This is a genomic window from Brachybacterium sp. GPGPB12 (assembly GCF_038396325.1).
GTDB classification, from domain to species: Bacteria; Actinomycetota; Actinomycetes; order Actinomycetales; family Dermabacteraceae; genus Brachybacterium; species Brachybacterium conglomeratum.
In genome coordinates, this window is record NZ_CP149573.1 from 2,757,569 (window position 1) to 2,778,104 (window position 20,536).

At 75.0% G+C, this 20,536-nt stretch carries 17 protein-coding genes and 8 pseudogenes; 7 read left to right on the forward strand and 18 right to left on the reverse strand.

Going from position 1 to position 20,536, the window contains the following annotated elements; genetic code table 11:
* Positions 1-281 precede the first annotated feature (281 nt).
* Positions 282-1,007, forward strand: a complete 726-nt coding sequence (locus WKH84_RS16040) for a hypothetical protein (protein WP_341856925.1) — start codon at positions 282-284, stop codon at positions 1,005-1,007.
* On the opposite strand, the pseudogene WKH84_RS16045 reads toward WKH84_RS16040, so the two are convergent.
* The 3 pseudogenes from WKH84_RS16045 to WKH84_RS16055 all read right to left on the reverse strand — a co-directional run.
* Positions 941-1,669: pseudogene (locus WKH84_RS16045) on the reverse strand (solute carrier family 23 protein); the annotation flags it as partial. The gene WKH84_RS16040 and the pseudogene WKH84_RS16045 sit on opposite strands and share 67 nt — an antisense overlap.
* A 103-nt stretch (positions 1,670-1,772) precedes the next feature.
* A pseudogene (locus WKH84_RS16050) lies at positions 1,773-2,105 on the reverse strand (solute carrier family 23 protein); the annotation flags it as partial.
* 64 nt (positions 2,106-2,169) lie between these two features.
* Positions 2,170-2,757, reverse strand: a pseudogene (locus WKH84_RS16055) (solute carrier family 23 protein); the annotation flags it as partial.
* 239 nt (positions 2,758-2,996) lie between these two features.
* On the opposite strand from WKH84_RS16055, the gene WKH84_RS16060 reads away from it, so the two are divergent.
* From WKH84_RS16060 to WKH84_RS16070, 3 genes and pseudogenes are all read left to right on the forward strand, one after another.
* Positions 2,997-4,274: an MFS transporter gene (locus WKH84_RS16060; protein WP_341854390.1), complete on the forward strand. Its 1,278-nt coding sequence runs from the start codon at positions 2,997-2,999 to the stop codon at positions 4,272-4,274.
* Positions 4,275-4,373: 99 nt separating this feature from the next.
* Positions 4,374-5,013 (forward strand): annotated as a pseudogene (locus WKH84_RS16065) (alpha/beta hydrolase fold domain-containing protein); the annotation flags it as partial.
* Between the two features lie 291 nt (positions 5,014-5,304).
* Positions 5,305-6,048 carry a hypothetical protein gene (locus WKH84_RS16070; protein ID WP_341857032.1) on the forward strand — a complete coding sequence of 248 codons (744 nt, stop codon included), beginning with the start codon at positions 5,305-5,307 and terminating at the stop codon, positions 6,046-6,048.
* Positions 6,049-6,069: 21 nt separating this feature from the next.
* On the opposite strand, the gene WKH84_RS16075 is transcribed toward WKH84_RS16070, so the two are convergent.
* The 3 genes from WKH84_RS16075 to WKH84_RS16085 form a co-directional block, all read right to left on the reverse strand.
* Positions 6,070-6,489 (reverse strand): hypothetical protein, encoded by a 420-nt coding sequence (locus WKH84_RS16075; RefSeq protein ID WP_341854391.1) that lies wholly within the window; start codon positions 6,487-6,489, stop codon positions 6,070-6,072.
* Positions 6,444-7,262, reverse strand: coding sequence for a hypothetical protein (locus WKH84_RS16080; RefSeq protein WP_341854392.1), 819 nt, complete (start codon positions 7,260-7,262; stop codon positions 6,444-6,446). Before WKH84_RS16080 ends, WKH84_RS16075 begins: the two co-directional genes overlap by 46 nt.
* A gap of 202 nt (positions 7,263-7,464) precedes the next feature.
* Positions 7,465-7,620 (reverse strand): hypothetical protein, encoded by a 156-nt coding sequence (locus tag WKH84_RS16085; protein WP_341854393.1) that lies wholly within the window; start codon positions 7,618-7,620, stop codon positions 7,465-7,467.
* Positions 7,621-7,865: 245 nt separating this feature from the next.
* Here WKH84_RS16085 and WKH84_RS16090 point away from each other — a divergent pair, with 245 nt between their 5' ends.
* Together WKH84_RS16090 and WKH84_RS16095 are read left to right on the forward strand one after the other, a co-directional pair.
* On the forward strand, positions 7,866-9,401 hold the full coding sequence (locus WKH84_RS16090; protein ID WP_341854394.1) for a serine/threonine-protein kinase: 1,536 nt from the start codon (positions 7,866-7,868) through the stop codon (positions 9,399-9,401).
* Positions 9,402-9,687: 286 nt separating this feature from the next.
* A complete protein-coding gene (locus WKH84_RS16095; RefSeq protein WP_341857033.1) occupies positions 9,688-9,936 on the forward strand; it encodes a hypothetical protein in 249 nt (82 codons plus the stop codon).
* Positions 9,937-10,167: 231 nt separating this feature from the next.
* On the opposite strand, the pseudogene WKH84_RS16100 reads toward WKH84_RS16095, so the two are convergent.
* The 8 genes and pseudogenes from WKH84_RS16100 to WKH84_RS16135 all read right to left on the reverse strand — a co-directional run.
* Positions 10,168-10,422 (reverse strand): annotated as a pseudogene (locus tag WKH84_RS16100) (serine hydrolase); the annotation flags it as partial.
* Positions 10,423-10,489: 67 nt separating this feature from the next.
* Positions 10,490-10,987 (reverse strand): annotated as a pseudogene (locus WKH84_RS16105) (serine hydrolase domain-containing protein); the annotation flags it as partial.
* An 87-nt stretch (positions 10,988-11,074) separates the two neighbouring features.
* Positions 11,075-11,914: a hypothetical protein gene (locus tag WKH84_RS16110; protein WP_341854395.1), complete on the reverse strand. Its 840-nt coding sequence runs from the start codon at positions 11,912-11,914 to the stop codon at positions 11,075-11,077.
* Positions 11,911-13,821 (reverse strand): DEAD/DEAH box helicase, encoded by a 1,911-nt coding sequence (locus WKH84_RS16115; RefSeq protein WP_341854396.1) that lies wholly within the window; start codon positions 13,819-13,821, stop codon positions 11,911-11,913. Before WKH84_RS16115 ends, WKH84_RS16110 begins: the two co-directional genes overlap by 4 nt.
* 76 nt (positions 13,822-13,897) lie before the next feature.
* A pseudogene (locus WKH84_RS16120) lies at positions 13,898-14,035 on the reverse strand (SNF2 helicase-associated domain-containing protein); the annotation flags it as partial.
* Between the two features lie 1,225 nt (positions 14,036-15,260).
* Complete coding sequence (locus WKH84_RS16125; protein WP_341854397.1) at positions 15,261-16,001, reverse strand: hypothetical protein; 741 nt, start codon at positions 15,999-16,001, stop codon at positions 15,261-15,263.
* The gene (locus tag WKH84_RS16130; RefSeq protein ID WP_341854398.1) at positions 15,995-16,144 is read right to left on the reverse strand and encodes a hypothetical protein; all 150 of its coding nucleotides are present in this window, start codon (positions 16,142-16,144) and stop codon (positions 15,995-15,997) included. The genes WKH84_RS16125 and WKH84_RS16130 overlap by 7 nt, the downstream gene beginning before the upstream one ends.
* Positions 16,141-17,028 carry a hypothetical protein gene (locus tag WKH84_RS16135; RefSeq protein WP_341854399.1) on the reverse strand — a complete coding sequence of 296 codons (888 nt, stop codon included), beginning with the start codon at positions 17,026-17,028 and terminating at the stop codon, positions 16,141-16,143. The genes WKH84_RS16130 and WKH84_RS16135 overlap by 4 nt, the downstream gene beginning before the upstream one ends.
* Before the next feature lie 104 nt (positions 17,029-17,132).
* Here WKH84_RS16135 and WKH84_RS16140 point away from each other — a divergent pair, with 104 nt between their 5' ends.
* Positions 17,133-17,924 carry a protein phosphatase 2C domain-containing protein gene (locus WKH84_RS16140; protein WP_341854400.1) on the forward strand — a complete coding sequence of 264 codons (792 nt, stop codon included), beginning with the start codon at positions 17,133-17,135 and terminating at the stop codon, positions 17,922-17,924.
* A gap of 741 nt (positions 17,925-18,665) precedes the next feature.
* Here the strand turns inward: WKH84_RS16140 and WKH84_RS16145 are convergent.
* The 4 genes and pseudogenes from WKH84_RS16145 to upp all read right to left on the reverse strand — a co-directional run bounded on the left by WKH84_RS16145 (position 18,666) and on the right by upp (position 20,486).
* Positions 18,666-19,187, reverse strand: coding sequence for a winged helix-turn-helix domain-containing protein (locus tag WKH84_RS16145; protein WP_341854401.1), 522 nt, complete (start codon positions 19,185-19,187; stop codon positions 18,666-18,668).
* A complete protein-coding gene (locus tag WKH84_RS16150; RefSeq protein ID WP_341854402.1) occupies positions 19,103-19,435 on the reverse strand; it encodes a hypothetical protein in 333 nt (110 codons plus the stop codon). Before WKH84_RS16150 ends, WKH84_RS16145 begins: the two co-directional genes overlap by 85 nt.
* Before the next feature lie 170 nt (positions 19,436-19,605).
* Entirely contained in the window at positions 19,606-19,755 is a 150-nt protein-coding gene (locus WKH84_RS16155) for a hypothetical protein (RefSeq protein ID WP_341854403.1), read from the reverse strand.
* Between the two features lie 93 nt (positions 19,756-19,848).
* Positions 19,849-20,486 (reverse strand): annotated as a pseudogene (upp, locus tag WKH84_RS16160) (uracil phosphoribosyltransferase).
* Positions 20,487-20,536: the final 50 nt, after the last annotated feature.

Here is a 20,536-nt window from a genome sequence, read left to right on the forward strand (position 1 = left end):
CCCTCGGTGATCGTCGTGGCAGGGGGTGACGGGACCGTTCGAGTCGTCGCAGGGGCGCGCTCGGGAGCGGGATCCCGATCGCACTGTCGCCGTTCGGGACGGGGAACCTGCTGGCGCGCAACCTGGGCCTGCCACTGGGGGAGCTCTCCGTGTCCGTCGCGGCGGCGTTCGGCGGCGAGACGCGCCCGGTCGATGTGGGGGTCGCAGAGATCCAGGACGAGGAGGGGACGTGGAGCACCCGGGTCTTCCTGGTGATGGCCGGGATCGGCCTCGACGCGGAGATGGCCCGCACCACGAGCCCTCTGGCGAAGCGGATCATCGGCTGGCTGGCCTACGTGCCGCCGATCGCTCGGTCGCTCCTCGCGAATCGCGCGCTCGGCCTGACGTACCGGATCGATGGTGGTCGCACCAGGGCGGCGCGCGCCCACACGGTGATCATCGGGAACTGCGGCACGCTGACCGGCGGCATGCTCCTGCCGCCGGGGGCCGCTCCTGACGACGGGCTCCTCGATGTGGTCATGCCGCGGCCCGCCCGACGGCTCGGATGGGCCCGGATCGGCACCCGGCTGACGGCCCAGGGGATCGCCCACCGGTCGCGGCTCGGACGGAGCATGCTGCGACTCGCCCCGGGCCGCGCGCCCTGGTCTACGCCCAGGGGCGGCAGTTCGAGGCCCGCTTCGAGATCCCCTGCGCGGTGCGGCTCGACGGGGACGGCGCAGGACTCGCACGCAGGGCCAGGGTCGGTCTCCGCCACCATGCGCGCGGGTATGCGTCGCTGGGGGACCGGGCTGAGCCGGTCCCCGGAGCCGTCTCACTGCAGCGACTCGAACTTCCTCGCCCAGGCGGAGCCGATGGGGTTCGCGTCGGCGACCATGATCCCGAAGCGGTCCCCGGCGATCTCGGCGACCTCGGTCAGGGCCACGCGCCGCTCGTGCTCGGGGGAGTGGGCCAGGCGCCGCACCCCGTCCTCGAGGATCTTGGGGAAGGAGTCGGTGCGGCCCAGGTAGGCCACGAACGGAAGGTCGAACTTCTCCTCGTAGCGAGCGGAGAGGTCGCGCGCCGCCTCCACGTCCTCCTCGGCGAGGCTGTCCAGGGCGAGGGAGCCGACGTCCTGGCTGATCGTGCCGGCCTGCTCCTCGTCGGCCGTGACCAGGGTGGCCATGTCCGGATAGGCGCGCACCAGCGCGTCCTGCTCCTCGCGCTCGGCGGTGAGCACCGCGTCCTCGATCGCCGCGCGCGCCGCGGGCGCGTCGGTGAAGGGGCGTGCCTCCCAGGCCCGCTCGAGCGGCCAGGTCGCGCCGTTGAACAGGGTGCCGAAGGTGCCCACGAACTCGTCGCGGTCCATGGCGTTCACGTCCTCGATGCCGATCCGTCGGCCAGCGGCGTCGGTGGCGACGTTCGCGCCGCGCTGGCGGCCGAGGTGGAAGAACAGGATGTTCAGCACGATCGCGGTGAGCGCGCCGACTGTCACGCCGGAGGAGACGAACACCTGCGCCCAGGAGGGGAACACTCCCGCGATGTCGGGCTTGAAGCTCACCAGCATCGCCAGGCCCAGCGAGGTGCCGACGATGACGGAGTTGCGGTTGTCGGTGAGGTCGACCTGCGACAGGGCCTGGATTCCCACCAGCGCGACCGAGGCGAACAGGGCCAGCGAGGCGCCGCCGAGCACAGGGGAGGGGATCGCGGCGACGACCGCGCCGGCCTTCGGCGGCGACGCCGAGGACGATCATGATCACGCCGGCGCCCGCGACGACCCAGCGGGACTTCACGCGGGTCAGGCGCACCAGGCCGATGTTCTGCGCGAAGCAGGTGTAGGGGAAGGAGTTCAGCACGCCGCCCAGCGGCGTCGAGAGGCCGTCGGCGCGGATCGCCTCGGAGATGTTCCTGGGCCGGATGCGCTTGCCGACGATCTCGCCGGCGGCGAAGACGTCGCCGGTGGTCTCCACCATCGTGATCAGCATGACGATGATCATCGAGATGATCGCGGTGAGCGAGAAGGTGGGGATGCCGAAGTAGAACGGGGTGGTGACCCCGAAGGCGGAGGCCTCCGTGACGCCGCTGAAGGAGGTGTCCCCGAGCAAGACGGCCACGGCGGTGCCGATCACCAGGCCCAGCAAAGACCGCGATCGTGCCGAGGAAGCCGCGGAAGAACCGCTGGACCAGGACGATCACGGCGAGGGTGCCGAGTGCGTAGAGGATGTCGCGGGTGGCGGGGACGCCCTCGGCGTAGTTCGTGATGTCCCCGGCGGAGACGCCCAGCGGCGTGATGCCCATGGTGGTCAGCACGGTGCCGATCACGACCGGCGGGAAGAACCGCAGGATCTTCGCGAAGTACGGCGCGACCAGGAAGGTGAACAGGCCCGCGACGATGATCGAGCCGTAGATCATCGGCAGGCCCTCGGCGCCGCCCTCGCCGCCGGTGGCCGCCAGGCCGATCGCGATGATCGGCGAGACGGCGGTGGTGGTCACGCCCTGGATGATCGGCAGGCGCACGCCCACCTTCCAGAAGCCGACGGACTGGATCAGGGTGGCGATGCCGCAGGTGAACAGGTCCGCGTTGATCAGGTGGATCGTCTGCTCGGGCGTGAGGCCGAGGCCCGAGGCGATCAGCGGCGGCACGATCACGGCGCCCGCGTAGAAGGCGAGCACGTGCTGTATCGAGAGCACGGTGAGCCGGCCGGGCGGCGGCACCTGGTCGACGGGGTGCACGGCGCGAGGAGCGGTCGCGTCCGGGGCGGGGGCGGAGGCGGAGGTCATGGGCGTCCTAGGGATCCGTCGGGCGAGGGGCCGACGCAGGGGTGGGGGCGGGCCCGGCGCACCGGGCCGCGCACCAGCGTAGGCCGGGGCGGGCGGCCGCGGCCTCCCCGTTCGGCCCGCGACCGGCCCTTCCGAGGGCCGAACGGGTCCCTGACCGGCGCGGCGAGGGCCGACGTGAGATCGGTGGCACCGGAGGGAACGCCCTGGCCGATCGCGGAGGGGAGGGGTACAAGGGAGGGGTGAGCACCCCCGAGCAGTCCGACCACCCGACCTCGACGACCTCCGTGGCCTGCGCGCCCGAGGGCCACGTCGGCCGGGGCGGCCGGGTCGTCGGCGCGGTGCTCGCCGTGCTCGCGGTCGCGACGATCGCGGTGAACCTGCGCCCCGGCGCGACCGGCGTCGGACCGCTGATGGAGCCGATCGTCGCCGCCTACGGGCAGGGACCGGCCGCCTCCGGCCTGCTCACCGCCCTGCCCTGCCTCGCCTTCGGCGCCCTGGGCCTGCTCGCCGTGCCGATCTCGCGCCGCCTGGGCCTGACCGGCTCGATCGTCGCCGCCTTCGTGCTCTCCGGGGTCGCGCCGCTGCTGCTGCGGCCGGGCACCGAGGTGTTCTGGCTGTTCGTGGCGCTGTCCGTGCTGGCCCTGATGGGGCCCGCGCTCGGGAACGTGCTGGTGCCGGCGTGGATCAAGGCGCACGGCGGACGCCGCACCGTGGGGCTGATGACCCTGTACAGCGTGGTCCTCGCGATCGGCGGCTCCGCCGGGGCGTCCCTCGCCGTGCCGCTCGCGGGCGGCGCCGCCGACGGCTGGCGCGGCTCCCTGCAGTTCTGGGGCGTGGTGATGGCGGCGCCGATCGTGGTGTGGGCCGTGGTCCTCACCCGCACCGGGCACGACTTCCCGCCCGCCCCGCCGAGCACCGGCCGGGCCGGCGCGCCCCGCGCCTCCCTGCTGCGCTCGCCCACCGCGATCGCGCTGACCTTCATGTTCGCGCTCCAGTCGCTGAACGCCTACACCCAGTTCGGCATGCTCCCGCAGATTCTCGCCGACGCCGGGATCAGCCCCGCCAGGGCCGGGCCGCTGGTCGGCGTGATCTCCGGCTGGGGCCTCGTGGGCGGGCTCGTGATGCCGACGGTCATCGCCCGCGCCCCCGGCCTGCGCTTCGTCGTGGCGAGCTTCGGCGCGCTGACCACGATCGGCTATCTCGGCCTGCTTGCTCGCCCCGACCGTGAGCCCCCTGCTGTGGGCGTGCGTGCTCGGGATCGGCGCGCTTCGCCTTCCCCACCGCGATCGCGCTGCTGCCCGCCCGCACCCGCTCCCCGCAGATCACCGCCCGCCTCTCCGGCGCGACCCAGCCCGTCGGCTATCTCCTCGCCGCGATCGGCCCGATCCTCGCGGGCGTGCTCCTGGACGCGACCGGCTCCGCGGCGGTGGTGCTGTGGTTCCTCGCCGGCACCGGCGTCTCGCTCGCGATCGCGGGCTTCCGCGCCGGGTCGCCCCGGATCGTCGACGATGAGCTGACCGGCTGAGCGAGGGCCGACCGGCCGCCCGCCCTCCGGTGCGCCCGGCAACTCGGGGCGCTCCGACGCGCCGCCGCGGATCCCGTGGGAAGATGCCTCCATGAGCCTCGTCCGCACCCTGCGCATCCTGGCCTCGCAGCGGCCGTCCCTGCCCCCTCGCTCCGTCGCCGACCCCTCGCGGGTGCGCCGTGTGCGTTACGACCACGTGCCCGTGACCTGGATCGATCCCGAGCTCGCGAGCACCGCGGCGATCGTGCACCTGCACGGCGGCGCCTACGTGCAGGGCGAGTCCCGCCAGACCTGGGAGTGGCTCGAGGAGGTCGCCCGCCGCGCAGGCACCGCCGGGGCGATGATCCACTACCGCCTCGCCCCCCGCCACCGGTACCCGGCCGCGGTCGACGACGTGCCGCGGGCGCTGGCCGACATGCGGCGCGAGACCGTCGCCGCGCCCGCGTCGCTGGGTGCTCTCCGGGGACAGCGCCGGGGCGGGGCTCGCGCTCGCCGTCGCGCAGACCCTCGCCGCCACCGGGGTCGACGCCCCTGCCGCGCCGCTGCTCGAGTCGCCCTGGTCGGACCTCTCGCGCGAGGACCACGGGGAGGAGAGCCTGAAGGTCGCCGCCCGTCTCTACGCCGGTGCCGTGCCCCGCACCGAGCCGCGGCTCAGCCCCGCGCTCGGGGACCTCATCGGTCTGCCGCCCGTGCACGTCGTCGGCGGGGACCGCGACCCGCTGGTCCACGACGGCCGGCGCCTGATCGCCGCCCTCGCCGCGGCCGGCGCCGAGCACGAGGTCCTCGAGCGCCCGGCGGCGGCCATCAGGTCGCCGTCGCGGCCGACGGTCCAGTCGCGCAGGAGGCGCGACGCTTCCAGATTGCCGCCGTCCGCGCGGCCCTCGACATCGACGAGCGCGCCGCCCGCTGACCTGCCGCGACAGCACCCGCCCGGCCGGCGGTGCGCGTCGGCCTCCAGGGCACCCGCTCAAAACATGACGCTGTTCAGAATTTGGCGCGGGAGAGGGAGTTATCCTCTCGCCATGAGCGGAGCAGACCGAGGGGTCGGCCGGTACGTGATCTGGGACAGCAGTCCGCGGGCGGTCGCGCGGGTGCGCGATGCGGTGGTCGGGCATGCCGCGACCGGGACGCCGCGCCTGGTCGTCCAGCGGCTCGCCCTCCACGAGGAAGGGCGCGAGGTCGGCGTCCACGAGATCATCGACGCGATCCTCGACGTCGGCGGGAACCTCGTCGCCTACCCGGTGCGGGAGGCGGTGCGGGCCGATGCCGCCGCCTCCGCCGCCCTGGACGGCGCCCTGGCCCAGCCGCGGGCCGACATCGCCGAGGAGCTCACCTCTGCGGTCGACTCGCTCGAGGTGGTGCTGGACCGCGACGGCCGCCGCGAGGTGAGGTCGCTGCTCGCAGGTCGAGGTCTCCCCGGGCGAGCTGGAGGACGATCCCGCCCCCGACGCCCTGCACGACGGCGACTTCCACATCCACCACCACGCGCCCGCGCTCGACGACCTGCGCGACCGTGTCGCCGAGCCGGCGCCGAGCCCGCTGCGGCGCGTGCTGGGCCGGATGCGCGCGAGCCTCGCGCACCGACGCGCCTGACGCCCCGGGATGTCTGTCGGTCCGGGGCGCCTGATGCACCGAGGCGCCCGGCGCTCCGGGGCCTGACGCTCCCCGTCAGCCGCTCTCGACGAGCGGGGCGGAGGCGTGCATGCCGGTCCCGTCCCCGCCGGGACCCGGGCACATCCCCGCGGCGGTCGCCCCGGGCGGCGTGAGCCCCATCGCCGCGGCGAGGATCACGCCGAGGTCCGCCCAGGAGCCTTCGACCCCGGCCGGCGGCGCCCGGGCCCCTGCGCCAGGGCGACCGCCGGGGCGGAGGGGTCGCTGACCGCGCGCGGCCCCGCGTAGTAGGGGTCGTCGCCCTCGACCAGCGGACGATGGGTGGCGGAGAGGCCGAAGACCGTGCCCGAGGTGCCCTCGAGCACCGCGACCACGTCGGTCTCGGCGGTCGCGCCGACCCCGTCGTCCACCGGACGCAGCTGCAGGCGCGAGTGCGCGGCGAGCCCCGTGAGGGCCTCGAGGGCGAGGTCCCGCACCGCCGTCCCCTGCCCGTGGCGCACGTGCACCACGCCGCGCGGCCCGTCGGGCCAGACCAGGACGCGGAAGTCCTTCAGGCGGGTGCCCTCGGCGCGGACGAGCCCCTCCGCGGCGAGCACGGCATTGGGGTGCACGAGCGGCCGCGGCGGGAACCAGCCGGCGCCCCGGGACCAGGAGCACGCGGTCCTCGGGGCCGGGGGAGAAGGCGCCCAGGATCGCCTCGACCTCCTCGGCCGCCTCGCGCGCCGCCCGCGTCGCGGCGGGGGCGTCGAGCCCGGCGGCGCGACGCGCGATCCCCAGACCGCTCAGCCGCACGGCGAGCAGGTCGATGCGGTCGCGGGCCAGGGCCTCGACGGCGATCTCGGAGACGAGCTCGTCGGGGACGGCCTGGGAGAGCCGCACGCCCATCTCGCGGCGCGGCGCGAGATGGTCGGCGACCATCCGCGGCGAGCTCGTGCGCTCGGCCATGTCCCATCGGTTGCGGTAGCGGCGCAGGTCCTCGACCAGCGGCAGGCACAGGTCGATGTCGCCGCCGGCCGTCGCGGGCCACTGCGCGCGGCGGTGCGCGCCCGGCCTGTCGCGCGGCGGTGAAGAGGCTCGGCGTCGCCATCGCCTCGGCGTACCAGGTGGAGCGGCTCTCGGGCCGCTCGGGGTCGAAGGGTCGCTCGGTCGCGACGCCGGTGCGCGCGACGGTGGTGCCGGTGACCAGGGTCGCCAGCGCCGGGGCGGGCTCCGAGGGGCCGCCCGCCCGGATCCGCAGCGGCGAGGCGCCGGCCGCGAGCGCCGCCAGCGGACTGCTCGACCCGTGCTCGGAGCGCGCGCAGTCGGCCAGGTCCTGCTCGTCGAGCCCGTCGACCGCGATCATCAGGGTCCGCCCCGAATCCATGTGCACCCCCGAGTGTCGTCTGTCGCCGTGCCGGGAACCCTAGGGGCGCAGTCTGGCCGCGGTGCGGGGCGTGGATGAGCAGGCGGTCACCGCGAGGTGAACAGGAGGCGACCTGCGCGGCGAGCCGTGCGAGGTGCGGCGGGGCAGACCATCTCGGGCGCCGTGGGGCAGGCCGCGCGGGGGTCGCTGGGCAGGTCGCCCGGGGAGGTCAGCGGAGCTCGGGGTCCGACACGCCCGCGCGCCCGGAGTCCGCGTCGAGGCGGCGCCGGATCAGCGCGGCACGGCCGAGGTCGCGGTCGACGGCCTTGTCCACGAGCGGCGTGGTGTCCTGCTCGGGCTCGTCCGGTCGCAGCACCAGCCACACCACGAAGCCGATGGTCAGTCAGCAGCAGGCGACCCGCGCCCAGCGGCGCCATCAGCGGCCAGGTCGCCGCGACGGGGTCCCAGAACGAGCCTCCCGCCGGCGGCGCGTGAGGCGGTGCGGCGAGAAGCGGCGCGTCCACGGGCACCCCCTCAGGTCGGGACGGTCGGGCCGGGCACGCGCCCGGGCGGCAGGGATCCAGGTCAGCATAACCTCGGTCCGAGCGCTGAGGTTATGCTGGGAAAATCATGGCTGACGTTATTGTCGGGCGCTTCGCGCTCATCGACCTGATCGCCAAGGGCGGGTCCGGGTCCGTGTGGCGCGCCTGGGACTCGAAGACCCAGGAGCTGTGCGCCGCGAAGGTCCTGCGTCAGCGCGATTCCGCCGACCTCATGCGCTTCGTGCGCGAGAAGGGCGTCAGCTTCGACCATCCGCACCTGCTGACCCCCTACGGCTGGGGCGCCGAGGACGAGCACGTCGTGATCGCGATGCCGCTGGTCTCCGGAGGGACGCTCGAGTCGGTGGTCAAGACCCGCGGCAAGCTCGCCGAGCCCGCCGTCGTGGTGATCCTCGACCAGCCGCTGGACGGCCTCTCCCATGTGCACGCCGAGGGCTGGATCCACCGCGACGTGAAGCCCGCGAACATCATGTTCGAGCCCCGCGGGCGCCAGTTCCCCGTCTCGCGCCTGGCCGACTTCGGGATCGCCGTCCATGAGACCGACGTGCGCTTCACGCATGTCGGCATGGTCAACGGCACCCCCGGCTACATGGCGCCGGAGCTGTTCGCGATGGCGGAGCCGGCCCCCTCCCACGACCTCTACGCCGCGGGCGTGGTCGCGCTGGTCGCGCTGAACGGGCCGATCAAGGCGCACGACGGCGCCTTCCGCCCCGACGAGCTCACCCAGCCGCTGCGCGGCGTCACCCCGAAGCTCTCCGCCGTGATCCGCCGCCTGGTCGCCGCCCAGCCCGAGGACCGCTACCAGGACGCCGACGCGGTGCGCCGCGATCTCCCGCGCGTGCCGCCCGGCTACCCGCTCACCCACGCCGACGGCGCGCCGCTGACCTTCCAGGACACCCTGGACCCGGCGCCGCCGAACGCCCCGGGCGCGGTCCGTCCCGAGCGGCCCGCCGCCCAGGTCGCGCCGTCCTCGATGGAGGCGATCCGCGCCGGTCAGGTCCAGCAGGGCTTCTCCGTCGGCTCGGCCTCGCCGCAGACGGGCCCGCAGTGGGCGCAGCGACCCGGTGGTGCGACCGCGGCCGGTCCGGGGCCGGGAGGACAGGGCGCGGGCGGTCCCGGCACCCGCCCCGGCCAGCCCGGCCCGGGCACCTCGCCCCACACCTTCGCCGGCACCACCACGACCACCGGCGGCACGACGGGCGGACGCCCGCCGCGCGATCGCAGCACCATGATCGCGATCGGGCTCGGCGCCGGCTCCGCGCTGGTGCTCGGCGTGATCGTCGCGATCGTCTTCGCTGGTGATCTTCGACGGGAACGCGACCGCCCTGCCGGAGGGGCCGGCGGCCGACGGGACCGTCATCGCCCAGGTCGAGTCCCCGGCCGAAGTGTCGGTCGAGGGCCCGGTCGAGGCCGCGGGGGATCTCCCCGCCGCGGGCGAGCATCCCGCGGACTGACACCCGAACTCGCGCCCGGCACCCCTCGGAGCGACAGGGGCCGACGCGGACCGCAGGAGCCCGCCCTGAGGCGGGCCCGCGGGCCCCGCGCCCCGATCAGCGCGCGATGGTGTCCAGGGACTGGACGAGCCCCTCGCGCCGCGGGTCCATGAGCGGCTCCACCTGCGGCGCCGACGGCGCCGTCGCAGTGTCGCCGGCTGACCCGGCTCCACCCGCGACCGCCCCGCCGCCGCCCGCGCCGCCCGCGCCGCCCGCCGAGCCCGCGCCGCTCGCCGAGCCCGCGCCGCTCCGGGCGGGCACCGTCCAGCGCGCCGCGCCCGGCTCAGCACCTGCGCGTCCCGGACCCGCAGCGCCTCGAGCGCCGAGGCGTCGAGCCCGGTCACGGCCAGCGCCTTCTCCAGCCGACGGCGTCGCTCCGCCCGCGGCACGTCCAGGTCCATGTTGTCCGCGAACCAGGCGTCGGCCAGGGCGTCCTCGCCGGTGCGCGACCAGTCCAGTGCCGCGCGGGCCGCCTCGAGGGTGCGCGGCGCCGCCTCCGGCGCGCGACGCGCCAGCGGCTCCGGCGCCTCGCGCCGCAGGATCCGCGGCGCCTGCATCGACAGGGGAGTGGCCGGGGCGTACTTCGAGTTCGCCAGCGCCACCACGCCCACGCCGGAGTCGCGGTGCCAGACCATGAACGAGCCGTAGCCCGGGTAGCCGCCGGAATGGGAGATCACCTCTCCCAGGTCCGGGAAGTGCTCGACCACCAGGCCGAAGCCGTAGCCGCGCACCCGGTCGAAGCCGGGGGAGACCCCGTCCTGTCCGGCGGGGAGCGGCGCGAGCGCCTGATGGCGGTGCAGCTGCTGCATCTCCCGGCGGGAGGCGGTCGCGAGCGGTCCCGCCCCGCGCGAGGCGCGCGCCCTCGGCATCGGCGGCGGCGAGGAAGCGCACCCAGGTCGCCACGTCGTCGACGCTCGAGAACAGTCCCGCCATCGCCCCGTACACGCCGGGGGAGTCCAGCGGCACGGCCTCGAAGCGGGTCGCGTCGGTGCGGTCGGCGAGCCGGTGCCCGGTCGCGAGACGGTCGGTGTCGATCTCGCCGGCGGACCAGCCCGTGGCCGTGAGGCCGAGCGGGTCCAGGAAGCGGCGACGGATCTCGCTCGCGTAGTCCGAGCTGGTGACCTCGTCGATCACCCGGCCCAGCGGCCGCGTAGCCGGTGTTGGAGTACTCGAACCCGCCGCCGGGGCGGTGCACGTGGCCGAGCCCGCCGCGGAGCACGGCGGCGAACTGCTCGCGGGTCATCGCCTCCTGGCGGTCGCCCCAGGGGTTGTCGGTGATCAGCCCGGCGTCCATCGTCAGAAGATGGCGCAGGGTCGGCTCGCGGTCGTCGTCCGCGAGCTCGAAGGCACCCTCCGCCTCGGGCACGTGCGCGGAGATCGGGTCGTCCAGGGACAGCCGGCCCTCGTCCCGCAGGGCGAGGATCGTCGCGGAGGTGAAGGACTTCGTCATCGAGGCGATGCGGGAGACGGTGGCGCGGTCCATCGGGGAGGAGCCGGGGGCCGGGCGGCCGTCCGCGAGCTCGCGGTGCCCGGCCGCGCCGTGGGCGAGGATCGCCTGATCGTGGGCGTGGCCGCCGATGATCGCCCAGGTCACGCCCGAGGTGCGGTGCTCGGCGACGGCGTTCTCGGCGAGGGCGGCGATGGCGGTGACCGCCTCCGCGGGGACGTGGGGATGGGGGCTCTCGGCGCTGGACGGCATGGATTCCACTGTAGTGCGGCGCGGCGACCGCGCCGACCGGATGCGCCGCCGCTGTGGACGGCCCGATCGCGGCCGTGCCGCGGGCGCTCAGCCCCGCTCAGGGCCTCCGCCCGTCCCGCCGACAGGCTCCCCGCTCGTCCCGTCGACCAGCTCCCCGCCCGGGTGCCCGCCCGGGCCTCCGCTCGACGCCTCCGCGGCGCCCGCGTGGTAGAACGCGGCGATGATCGCGGCGGCCTCCCCGCCGACCACCTCGGCCAGGCGCGCGGGATCGGTGTGCCGCGGGTCGTAGGGCGCAGGCTCCGGCGCCGCCTCCGACCCGCCCGACGCGTCCGGCGCCCCGTCCCCGGCGTCGTCCGCGTCCTCGCCGCGGGGCTGTCCCGCGGCGCCCGCCCCCTGCGTCGCCGGCGCGACGAGCTCCTCGAGCCGGATCCCGCGCAGGGTCAGCAGGTGCACGGGATGCTCGTCCACCGCCTCCACCAGCACGTACACGAGCGCGGAGACGTGACGGCAGGGACCGGGCCAGTCCAGGCAGTCGCAGTCGTGGGAGAGCTCGGCGGCGTCCCGCGGCAAAGAGCGAGAGCATCGAGGGGGCGAGCTCGGCCTCGATCTGTTCGGGATAGGTGCCGGCCGCCAGCCGCGCGGGCGCTCGGGGTGGGCGCGGGCGACCTGCAGGAACACCTCCCGGTCCCCGTCGCGATAGGCGGGCAGGTCCAGACGGGCCTGGTGCAGGCCGCCGTCGGGATCCTCGACCGCGGCGCGGGCGGCGCCCGGCTCGACCTCGAGCCACTGCACGCGGCCGGCGCGCGCATCGGCCCGGCCGCGGCCGGCCCTGCCCGGTCCGAGCGACCGCTCGGCGGCCTCGCGCAGGGCGACCGCCTGCCAGGCGGTGCCGATCGGTCCCCGGCGGGAGCGCGGCTGGATGCTCATCGGGTCCCGTCCCCTCGGTCCTCCTCCGTCTCGTCCAGGGAGAGCAGGTTCAGCGGCCGGTCGTCGTCGAGCTGGGCGAGCCAGTCCTCCCCGTGACCCACCGTGAGGTCGGCCAGGGCCTGCTTGTCCTCGAGCACGGTGTCGATCTTCTCCTCGACCGTCCCGGCGCTGACCAGCGTGTTCACGGTGACGTCGCGGCGCTGGCCGATCCGGAAGGCACGGTCGGTGGCCTGATTCTCCACCGCCGGGTTCCACCAGCGGTCCAGGTGCACCACATGGTTCGCGGCCGTGAGCGTCAGGCCCGTGCCGCCGGCGCGCAGGCTCAGCAGCATCAGACCCGGCCGGTCCCGCCGCTCCTGGAACTCGGCGACCATCGCGTCCCGGTCGCGCTTGGCGACCCCGCCGTGGAGGAAGGGCACCGAGTCGATGCCGAGCTCGGCGAAGCGCTCGGCCCAGTAGGGGACCAGCAGGTGCCCGAAGGTGGTGAACTGCGTGAACAGCGGCGCCTTCTCGCCCTTCTCGAAGGCGGAGGTGAGCAGGTCGTCCACCAGCTCCAGCTTGCCCGAGCGGTGCTCGCCGCCGCGCACCAGCGGCGAGCCGTCCCCGAGATAGTGGGCGGGGTGGTTGCACACCTGCTTCAGCCGGGTGATCGCGGAGACCACGAGGGTGCGCCGCTTGTTCTGCTCGGCCCCGTCGAGCTGGACCATCAGCTCGTTCACGATCGCCTCATAGAGCCCGGCCTGCTCGGGGGTCAGGTTCACCACCCGCTGCGGCTCGATCTTCTCGGGCAGGTCCTGGATGATCGAGCGATCCGTCTTCACCCGCCGCAGGATGAACGGCGAGGTCACGAAGCGCAGGCGGCTGATCGCGCTCTCATCGCCGTCCTCCTCGATCGGGGTGGCGATCCGCTCCTGGAAGCTCGCCGCGCCGCCCAGCAGGCCCGGGTTCACCGCCTCCATCAGGGAGTGCAGATCGCCGAGGCGGTTCTCGACCGGGGTGCCGGTCATCGCCAGGCGGTGCGGGGCCTGCGGCGCGCGGGCGGCCTGGGTGACCTGCGTGCCGGGGGTCTTCACGTGCTGGGCCTCGTCGAAGACGATCCGGTGCCAGGGCACGGCCTGCAGCAGCGGCAGGTCCCGGGCCAGCAGCGAATAGGTGGTGATCACGAGGTCGAGGTCGGAGGCGCCGTCGACGAAGGACTCGTCCCGCGACCGGTCCCCGCCGTGGTGCACGTGCACCGAGAGATAGGGCGCGAACTTCTCCGCTTCGCGCCGCCACGCCCCGACCACTGACATCGGGCACACCAGCAGGGTGGGGCCGACGGGCATGGGCGGGACCTCGCGTCGGTCCGTGAGCGGGCTGTCCACCAGGCGCTCCATGCGCACCCCCTCCCGCTCCCGGCACAGCAGTGCGAGGACCTGCATCGTCTTGCCGAGCCCCATGTCGTCGGCGAGGATCCCGCCGAGGGACTGCGTATCCAGTGCCCACAGCCAGTTCAGCCCGTCGAGCTGGTAGGGCCGCGGCGTGGCCTGCGGCGTCTCGGGGCGCGGATAGGGGTAGGGGCCCTCCGCGCCGGGCAGCGGCCGGGCGAGGCCCCTCGCGCCGCCGGAGACCAGGGCGGACATTCCGAAGTCGACGTCGGCGACCTCGGGGGAGAGGATCATCGAGAACATCTCGATCCACGGCGCACGCCCCTCCATCTCGGCGGGGACCGGTGCGGGCGGCGGCGGCGCCGGTGCGGCGGGGCGGTCCGGCCTGCGCCGGGTGTCGCGGGCTCGCTCCGCCTCCTCGCGGTGCCCCTCCTGCACCTGGCCGTCCTCGCCGGCGGCGAGCCGGTTGCGGCGGGTGCGGCGGCTGAACGCGTCGAGGAACCGCTCTGCGGCGCGGAGGGTGGTGGGGTCCAGGCGCACCCACTGGCCGCGCAGGCTGCACGATCTCGGCCTGCGCCTCGCGGATCTGCGCGATCTCCTCCTCGGTGAGCTCGGTGTCGCCGACGGCGACCCGCCAGCGGAAGGATGCCATCGCCCCGAGCCCCACCCCGGAGCCCTTGCGCTCGCCGGGCTCCTCCTCGGCCTCCTGGGGGCGCAGGGTGGTGCGCTGGGCGGTCCAGTCGCGGGGCAGCAAGCACCGTCACCCCGGCCTGCTCGAGCGCGGGGGTGTCCAGGGCGAGGAATGCGGAGGCCTCCTCGGTGGTCAGCGACCAGTCCACGCCGGTGTCGTCCACGGCGGCGGTGCGCACGGTGGGGGCCAGTCGCAGCACGGCGGCGGAGGCCTCGGCGGCGCCGGCGGCGGTGAGGTCGCCGACGGCGCGGAGGTCCGCGACGGGGTGGACGGTCCCGTCGTCCTCGCGCAGGCAGGTCTGCAGCGGCCAGGCGGTGCCGACCGGCGGCTGGAACAGTCGCACCACCAGCTCGCTGTCCCCGGGGCCGAGCCGCACGCCGGGGCGGCCGGAGTCGACGAAGGCGTCGAAGGCGGTGGTGAGGCGGCGCTGGGCGGGCAGGTCGGCGCGCGGCTCGCCGTCGTCGGCCAGCGCCCACAGCACCCCGGTCGGATCGGCGGACGGCGGCGGGGCGGCGCGCAGGTGCTCGGCGAAGGCGGTGCGGGCGTGCCCGTCGACCAGGGCGTGCAGCAGCGGCGGCGCCTCGGGATCGGGGGCGCGCCACTGCATGACGGGCCGGCCGTAGCGCTCGGTCGCGCGGGCGCGCATGTGCCGTGCGGCGAGCGGCTCCTGGGCGCGGAGGTCCAGCACGCAGGCGGCCAGCAGGTTCGGCATCGCGATCAGGGAGTCGGCGAGGCGGGCGGCGGTCCCGTCGGTGAGCGACTCGGCCAGCCGGTCCGTCAGCTCGTCCTCGAAGCGTTCCGCGAGCAGGGCGGTCGCGGCGCCGACCAGGCCCGTCAGGCCCGTGCCGGACAGCGGCGGCGCGGGCAGGCGACGGGCCCCGTCCTTACCGGGGATCCGCACGCGGTGGCGCGGCTGGTCGGGGGCGTCCTCGAGCGCTGCGGCGATCGCGGCGGGGGCGTCGGCGCGCAGGCCGGCGAGGTCCTCCAGGGCGCGGGACCGGCGCGGGCCGGTCTGCTCGGCCACCCACAGCGCGGGCCCGAGGTCCTCGTCGACGACGAGGTGGAGGCGGCGATCGGGCATGGCGCCCACCCTAGGCGTCGGCGCCGACGGACGGACCGGCCGGCGCCGCGCTGTGGACGGCCGCGCGGTGGATGGCCGTGCGGGGCAGGACGCTGGGGAGGAGAGGTCCGGACGGCCGCGGGCACGTCCCCGGCACGGCCCGTCCGCGCTGGGCCGACCTGCTCGCGGCCCGCCCGTTCACCGACCGCCCGTTCACCGCCCGACGGCTCACAGCCCGTCGACGATGAGCGCGGTCGCGTCCAGCCAGGCCTTCTTGGTGGCCTTGGAGACCCGGTTCCAGTCCAGGTGGGTGCCGTCGACGAACTGTTGCTCGTAGGGCACCTCGGCGACCGCGCGGGTGTGCGCGCCGAAGTGCGCGAGCAGGCGCGAGCGCAGCGTCGGGTCGAACTTCCCCTTGGAGGAGTGGGACAGGATCGTCACCGCGTGGTCGACCTGCTCGCCCAGTCCCGTCGCGCGCGGCTCGTCGATCATCCAGGCCGCGGCGTTGAAGGTGTCCTCGCGGACGGTCGAGATGATCACCAGCTGATCGGCGCTCTTCACAGCGGCCAGCCAGTTCGAGGCGCGCACGTTGTTGCCGGTGTCGATCACCTTGATGCGGTAGAAGCGCGAGAGCGCCTCGTCGAGCTCGCCGAAGGCGCGGTCGTCGATCAGCGCGGCCGAGCCCGGGTCCTCGTCGGAGGCGAGGATGTCGAAGCGCATCTCGCCCTGCGGCCGGACATAGGGGTCGAGGTCCGCGTTGCTCGCCGAGGGGGAGCGGAGCGTCTCGATGTCGTGCAGCAGGTCCACGGCCGTGCGGTGGTGCTCGGTGGGCACGCCGCGCCAGCCGAGGGTGCCGCGGGTCTCGTTGTTGTCCCAGGCCAGGACGTTGCCGCCGCGGGTCACGCCGAGGGTCGCGGCGATCATGAGGGAGGCGGTGGTCTTGTGGGCGCCGCCCTTGAGGTTCACCACCGCGATGTTGCGCGGGCCGTCCAGGGCTCGACGGATCCGCTCCAGGCGCTCGATCTCCAGGCGCTCCTTCCTCCCGGGCCCGGGGAGATCACCCCGCCGGTGGCGCGCGTGATGAAGCCGCGGAACCCGCGGGTGGCCTTCACCTTCCGGTGCTTCGCGGTCGAGGACTGCAGGTCCTGCAGGGTGGGGCGGCCGTCGGCGGGCACCGCCGCGCGCGAGGGCAGCGGTCGCTTCGCCGCCGGGGCGGTCGCTGCGACGCCGGACGACGCCGGGGTCGTGACCTCGGGGAGGACGGTGCGGGAGCGGCCGACGGCGCCGACGGCGCGGAGACGGCCGAGGAGGCGGAGGCGGCCGAGGGCGCGGACGGGGCGGAGACGGCCGACGGCGCGGAGCGGGCCGAGCGGGCCGACGGCGCGGAGGCCGCCGAGGAGGCGGAGGCGGCCGAGGCCGCGGAGCTCGAGGCGGGCGCGACAGCCGACGGTGCGGACGCCGTCGACGCGGCCGCCGACGGTGCGACACCGGCCACCGTCACGTCGACGGCCTCGGGAGCGAACGGCGAGACGCGGGCGTGCTCGCCCGTCGTCACCGCCGCATGCTCCCCGGTCGAGTCGGCGCCACCGCTCGCGGAGCCCGGCACGGTGCTCGCCGGCTTCGAGGCGGCCCGGCGCCGGCGCGCACGGTGCGGACGTGCGGCCGAGGTGCCCTCGGCGTCGACCGCGGGATGCTCTCCGGTGACCATGAGCGGCGGCGCGACCAGCGGCTCGTCGGCCCCGGGGCCGAAGAGCGGGCGGTCGTCGGCCTCGCGCGGGGAGATGCGGCCGCTCGGCTCCACGCGCAGGTGGTGACGCACGTCGGGCTCGACGATGACCACGTCGAGCTCTTCGTCGGCGCTCTTGGCGGAGGTGATGAAGACCTGCTTGACCCGGTCCCGGATCTCGGGGAGGTCGGCCCCGGAGACCTCGACGGACTCGTCCGCGAGATGCACCGTGGCGGTCGTCTCGGAGGTGATGCGCGCCTGCGCGATCATCTGGTCATCCCTTCCATGCTGAGCGCCGCCGGACGAGGTCCGCGGCAGAGGTCCGGGACCACTCTACGGGCGCGGCGACCCCCTCCCGCGCCTACAGTGGCGGCGTGCACATCACGTCCCTCAGCGACCCGGCCGTGCCCGGCGCGGACGAGGACGCGGCGGGGGTGCTGGGCGAGGTCGCCGTGGTCCTGGACGGGGCCGGGGTGCCCCACCGCTTCCGCTCCGGTCGCCGTCACGGCGTCGCCTGGTTCTCCCACGCCCTCGCCGCCCGCCTCCTCGCCCGCGCCCAGGACCCCTCCCTCCCGCTCGCCGGCGCCCTCGCCGCCGCGATCGGCGAGGTCCGCTCCCTGCACGAGCACGAGTGCGACCTCGAGGCGGGCGGCCCCTCGGCCACCGTGGCCGCCGTGCGCCGCACCGGGACGCACCTCGAGCACCTCGTGCTCTGCGACGCCTCCCTGCTCCTGGAGCATCGGGACGGCTCCGTCGTGCGCCTGACCGACCGGCGCATCGAGGAGGTGGTGCGCCGCGAGCGCGGCGCCGAGGCGATCGAGGCGTGCCGCAACGCCCCCGGCGGCTTCTGGGTCGCCCGTCACGAGCCTGCGGCCGCGGACGAGGCGCTGATGGGCCGGGTCCCGCTCGCGGACCTCGCGGCCGTCCATCTGCTCAGCGACGGCGTGACCCGGGCGGTGGAGTCGCTGGGGCCGCACGACGACGTCTCGCTCGCTCGCGCCCTCTCCGCGGATCCGCGGGCGGTGATCTCCTCGATCCGGCGAGCGGAGGACGCGCTGGACCCGGAGCGGGCGCCGCGCAAGCGCCACGACGACGCGACCTCGCTCACCCTCCGTCTTCGGCCGCCCATCGCAGGGGATCGGGCATCTCGGACGAATCACCCCTGAGGTGCGGCTGGGAGAACCGAGCATGCACGGTGGGAGCGCGGGGCCGACGTCGAGGACGACCGGAGCGCCGACCATCCGGCCGGGCGGCGGTGCCGCGTCCGCGAAGTGCCCTCCGACCGCGTCTCTTGACGCTTTCATGGGGATCGCTCGACCTTTTCGCGGCGTGTCGTCCGAACTATGTTTCCTGCACGTCACCTGCAAGAACAGGGCATCCCCGTGCGTTTACAGACGGCGATCCAGGGCCTAGACTCGGTGTCACGACGTCGTTCGGGAAGGCGTCGCGAGCCCCAGCGGGGAGCGTGACGCGAAGAACGTACGGAGTCGGTCTTCGGGGGATGAAACCCCCGCGTTCGGCTGGTAGTGTTCCGAGCGTCGGAAGACATTGAAAATTTGAGAGATGTGCCGTTCCTCAAGACCCCCCTCATGGGGAGCGGCCGGACGGGCGACAATGCCAGGTTCCCCCACCTGTGGCGGCCCGTCCAGCCTGTTCGCCCGCACCCACCCCTGACGGACGACAGGCCTGACGAGCGGTCCGTGAGCCCCCGACACTGTCGGCTGAGAGCTCCGGGCCGCTCGTCGCATTCCATGGCAGTTCGCCGCTGATCCCGCACGGCCGGAGCGCGGCACGCGCGACCGGCGGCCCAGCCGGAGCACGGCAGATCCGGTCGGCGCAGCAGACGCGGTCGGAGCACGCCGGGCCCGGAGCGGGGACGACCCCGCCCGGCCCGGCGCCTCCGCGCCTCAGGACCCCAGGACCGCGACGTCGCTGCCCGGGTCCAGGCGGTAGCCGGCGCCGCGCACCGTCGAGATCAGGCGGCGGTAGCGGCCGAGCTTGGTGCGCACGCGGCGCACGTGCACGTCGACCGTGCGCTCACCGGTGTCCTCGGGTGCATCGGCCCAGACCGACTCCATGAGCTCGGTGCGGGAGATGGTGCGGCGCGAGTCGCGGGCCAGCTTGGCCAGCGGCTCGAACTCCTTGTGGGTGAAGTCCACGTCCTGCCCGTCGATCCGCACCCGGCGGCCGAACAGGTCGATGACCAGCGAGTCCTCAGGGGCCAGCGAGGGGCTTGCGGGGCTGACGGCCGTGGCCTGCAGCTGGCGGCGGCGGGCGGCCTCCGCATCGCGTCGCGCCGGCGAGTTCGGGGAGACGATCCCCTTGCGACGCGGCCGCAGCGGGCTCACCGCGGCGGCGCCCTGGGCGCGGGGCGGCAGGGGACGGGTCGTGCCGCGGCCGGTCGCGGCGAAGGCGCGGGGGCTGTCCACCGAGACCGTGGTGCGGCCGTCGCGGGCGGAGACCAGGCGCCGCGCCCGGGTGCGCGCTCGTCGGCGATGAGCGCGGCCTCGACGTCGCCGGTCCCGGCGGGCAAGGAGACCGACACCGTGATGGTGACGGCGTCCTCGGTGACGACGGGGCGCGAGGCGGTCCCGCCCACCCGCTGCAGGCGGGGCGCGGCGGACCGGGTGCGCGGGGCGGTGGTGCTGGTGGTGGGTCGATCCAGGGTGATGGTCATGATGCGAGTTCTCCGAGGTGCGGCGCGTCCTGCGCGGCGGGCGGTGGGCCCGGGATCCCTGGGTGATCGACGCCTGAGGCGGATCGGTGAGGGGTGTGCTCCCGGTGGCACCTGGAGCCCGCGCCCTCCGGCCGGCTCCTGTCAGCCGATCTCGGAGAGGTCGTGAGCGCTCAGAGGCTCGGCTGACGATGCATCATCGGCATCATCATCATGAACATCATCGCGCGCATGGCGGAGCGGACCACCCGGGGGGCGGTCTCGCGGTGCGCGGCGATCGAGGTCATGGCAAAGAGGATGCCCCGTCCCGTCCCGAGGGGCAAGCGCCTGTTCACATTTCGGGACGGCGACGGGGCGTCAGGGTCCTGCGTCGAGGCCCTCGCGGAGGGCCTTCGTGCAGGTCAGTGGCCGCGTTCTCAGTCGACGACGCCGAAGAGGCGGTCGCCGGCGTCGCCCAGACCGGGCACGATGTAGCCCTTCTCGTTGAGCTTCTCGTCGATCGCGGCGGTGACGACGGTGAGGTCGATCGCGGGGTCCAGCCGCTCCTCGAGCGCCTTCAGCCCCTCCGGTGCGCACAGCAGGGTCACGCAGGTGATGTCCTTCGCGCCGCGCTCGTGGAGGTACTCGCAGGAGGCGATGAGGGTGTGGCCGGTGGCGAGCATCGGGTCCAGCACGAAGCACTGCCGCCCGGAGAGGTCCTCCGGCAGACGGTTCGCGTAGGTGGTGACCTCGAGGGTCTCGTCGTTGCGGACCATGCCCAGGAAGCCCACCTCGGCGGTCGGCGCAGGCGGGTGAGGCCGTCCAGCATGCCCAGGCCCGCGCGGAGGATCGGCACCACCATCGGCTTGGGGTTGGTCAGGCGGGTGCCGGTCATCGTGGTCACCGGCGTCTCGATCTCCACCGGCGCGGTGGCGACGTTGCGGGTCGCCTCGTAGGCCAGCAGGGTCACCAGCTCGTCGGCGAGCTGGCGGAACACCGAGGAATGGGTGGCGCGATTGCGCAAGACCGACAGCTTGTGGGCGACGAGGGGGTGGTCGATCTCCAGAACGCGCATGGGAGGGAATCTACCGGAGCGCGCCCCGTGCCATGCCGCGCAGGGCCGAC